This window comes from Ruegeria sp. BHSB172, from assembly GCF_059613165.1.
Genome location: NZ_JBXWRZ010000083.1, coordinates 1 through 2,986 on the forward strand (window position 1 = coordinate 1; position 2,986 = coordinate 2,986).

A 2,986-nucleotide genomic window follows, 5' to 3' on the forward strand; every position below is an offset into this window, starting at 1 on the left:
ATACGTGGCCAACGCGCAGGACCCCGCGGTTGGGGTGATCCTGCCCGAGGATTACACGCTGGTGCTGTCCCGCGCCTTCATGATCCCGAGAAACGCGGGCAACAGCGCGGGCGGGCAGCGGCTGCTGGATTTCCTGCTGTCGCCGACGGCGCAGGATCTGCTGGCCCGATCGGGGTTGGTGGCGCGGATGGATGCGGCCGAAACCGGCCTTGCGCCCAGCGCGCGCCGATTCATTCCCCTGTCACCCGCCCTGCTGGTGGCCAGCGACCCGAACCGCCGGGCCGAACTGTTCAACCTGTGGAATGACGCCTTCGACGTGGAAACCGCCCGCTAGGAGGTTTTGCCGGTATTCTCAGGAACCGGCTCTGCGCCGCCTTCGTCCGGTGCCGCCGCGCCTTCGGGCTCGGGTTCGATGACCTCTGGCGCTTCGGCATCTTCGATCTCGGCCTCCTCGACCTCGTTCGATTGATCCTCGAGCGCACCCACGATCAGCGGCAGCATGTGAACGCCGGTCGCGGTGGCAATCTCGGACGTTTTCGGCCTCTGCCAACTCAGCGTATCGAAGCTGTGGCAGGTGGAACAGACCGGAGCCCATTCGGCATGGATGTCGTGGCAGTTCTCGCAGACCCATTGCGGCCCGCGCGGCGCGTTCAGCGCCTTGGCCAGCCAGCCCTGAACCACCGCGTCCGACGCCCCCTCGCCCCGTTCGATCGCGGCCATCAGCGTATAGGCCCGCGCGTCGGCGCCCTTCTCGACCAGATCGCCCAGCACACGGCGGGCTTCGGGGAAATCCTCGGCCACGATGTTCAGCTCGGAGCGGATCAGGCGGGTCTCGGGGTGGTCGGGGTGGATGCGGGTCAGGGTGGCAAAGCGCTTGATCCGCTCTTCGGGTGTCTCGTCCGGGGCGATCTCGGCAAAGGCATGGGCCAGGTCGGGATGCGGCTGCGCCTCCCATGCCTTTTTCAGAATTTTGGTCGCCGCGCGCGGCTTGCCCTTGGCGATATAGGCCCGCGCGGCCATCGCGGCGGCGGGCACCAGATCGGGCGACAGGCGGTTGGCCTCAATCGCGCGCTCCTGCTGTTCGACGGTGGCGGACTCGTCCAGAATGTCCTTGGCCTCGGACAGGGCCAGCACCGCGTCGCGGCGGCGATAGACGTCGCGCGGCAGGTATCCCGCCTTCAGCTTGGCGGTCAGGGTCGAGCGCGCCCCGGCCCAGTCTTGCGCCTTGGTCTGCAGGTTCAGCAGAACGTCCTGCGTTTCTTCGTGCCGCGGCTTCAGCTGCAACGCCTTCTCGGCCAGCTTGCGGGCTGTGTTCTCGTCCCCCTCGGCCAGCTTCTGCTTCAGAATGCCCCGCACCCCGACGAAACGCGTCGCCGGATCGCTCACCAGCTTCTTGTAGGTCTCGGCCGCCTTTTTCGTGTCGCCGGTCATCTCGGCCGCCTGGGCCACCAGCAGGTTGGTTAGTTCAGGCTTGTTCAGCAGCTTCTCGGCCTTGCGAGCCTTGGTCAGCGCGATGCGTCCCTCGCCCGAGGCCAGCGCCATCAGCCCGTCGGCCAGTGCCTGGTATCCGCGCTGCTCGCGGCTGCGGTCGAAATAGCGTGACAGGGCGGTTTCGTCACCATTGATGAATTTCAGCGTGGCGATCAGCAGGCCCAACAGCTTCAGCCCCAGCCAGACGGCAAAGACCAGAACCCCCAGCGCGATGACCGACTGCAGCGGGCTAAGCGTGATTTCCAGCCCAAGGGCGGTGATCTGAACGCCGCCGCTGGATTCCATCAGGTAACCGGCGCCCATCGCCAGCAGGCCGACAATCACGACAAAAACAAGGATCTTCAACAATGACCACAGCATGACAGGCCCTTCAGTTCGAGTTCACGCCGGAAACCAGCGCATTGACGGCAGTCTCGGCCTCCAGCCGGGTCTTTGCCGCCTGTATCCATTCGGCCATGGCCGGTTTCGCGGTCTCGGGCAGCGCATCCAGCTCGGTAAGGGCCGCCGCCAGATCGCCCTTGCCCATCGCGGCCTGCGCGCGCGACAGGATGGCGTCGGGGTCGCTGCCCTCTTTCGGCGTGACCGAGCGCGCCCCGGTCTGGCGTTGCAGAAACGCGATCAGGCCCGTGCCCTTGTCCGCCGCGCGGGCATCGGCCAGCGCCGCGCGGGCGGCGAGCGGGAAGCCATCGCGCAGATCGGCAAGGGTGGCCACGCTGTCATCGGCCGGTCCCGAAAGGGCATCCGGCACGGAAACACCACCGGCTTGCAACTGGGCAACAAGGTCCGAATACGGGCCACCTGCGTCCAGTTGGCCCCGGATCTTGGCCAGCGTCGCCAGGTTTTCGGCCGCCTGTGCCTGAGCCTTGGCCTGCGCTTCCTGCGCCTGGGCGTCAGCCACCATCTTTTCGACCTCGGCGCGTTGGCCGGCCAGAGAGTCCTGCAGTTTCTTCAGCTCGGCCTCGACCGCGGCAACCGTTTCGGGCGACGCCGCCTCGGTCAATGGGCGCGCCTCGAGCTTGGCGACCCGCTCGGCCAGCGGGTCGATTTTGCCGGACAGGGCGTCGAGGCTGGATTTGATGGTGGAGATCTCGCTTTCGATCGGCGCCAATTTGGCGCTCAGCGCGGCAATCTCGGCGGTCGGGTCCGGGGCTGCAGCCAGCTGCTTGCCCAAGGCGGCCAGTTCCTCGGCCTGACCGGACAGCTTGGCCTCGAGCGCCGCAATGGCCTCGGACGGGTCCGACCCGACAGGCCAGAGCAAATCACTGCGCCCGGCGGCAAAACCGATCGCGGCGGCAACCACCCCGCCGATCAAGGCCGGCAGAAATCCACCGCGTTGGGGCGTGGTTTCCTGTTTGGGCGGTTCTGCCTGCATGTCATGGGATCGGGCTTCGGCTTCGGCTTCGGCTTCGGCTTCGGCTTCGGCTTCGGCTTCGGCTTCGGCTTCGGCTTCGGCTTCGGCTTCGGCTTCGGCTTCGGCTTCGGCTTCGGCTTCGGC

General features: G+C 66.9%; 2 protein-coding genes and 1 pseudogene. 1 reads left to right on the forward strand and 2 read right to left on the reverse strand.

Going from position 1 to position 2,986, the window contains the following annotated elements; all coding sequences use genetic code 11:
* Positions 1-334: pseudogene (locus tag AC2FM3_RS17780) on the forward strand (ABC transporter substrate-binding protein); the annotation flags it as partial.
* On the opposite strand, the gene AC2FM3_RS17785 reads toward AC2FM3_RS17780, so the two are convergent.
* Together AC2FM3_RS17785 and AC2FM3_RS17790 are read right to left on the reverse strand one after the other, a co-directional pair.
* Positions 331-1,851 carry a heme biosynthesis protein HemY gene (locus tag AC2FM3_RS17785; RefSeq protein ID WP_496684559.1) on the reverse strand — a complete coding sequence of 507 codons (1,521 nt, stop codon included), beginning with the start codon at positions 1,849-1,851 and terminating at the stop codon, positions 331-333. The pseudogene AC2FM3_RS17780 and the gene AC2FM3_RS17785 overlap by 4 nt on opposite strands.
* A 10-nt stretch (positions 1,852-1,861) precedes the next feature.
* Positions 1,862-2,986, reverse strand: a 1,125-nt coding sequence (locus AC2FM3_RS17790) for a COG4223 family protein (RefSeq protein ID WP_496684561.1), incomplete at its 5' end; no start/stop codon positions are given.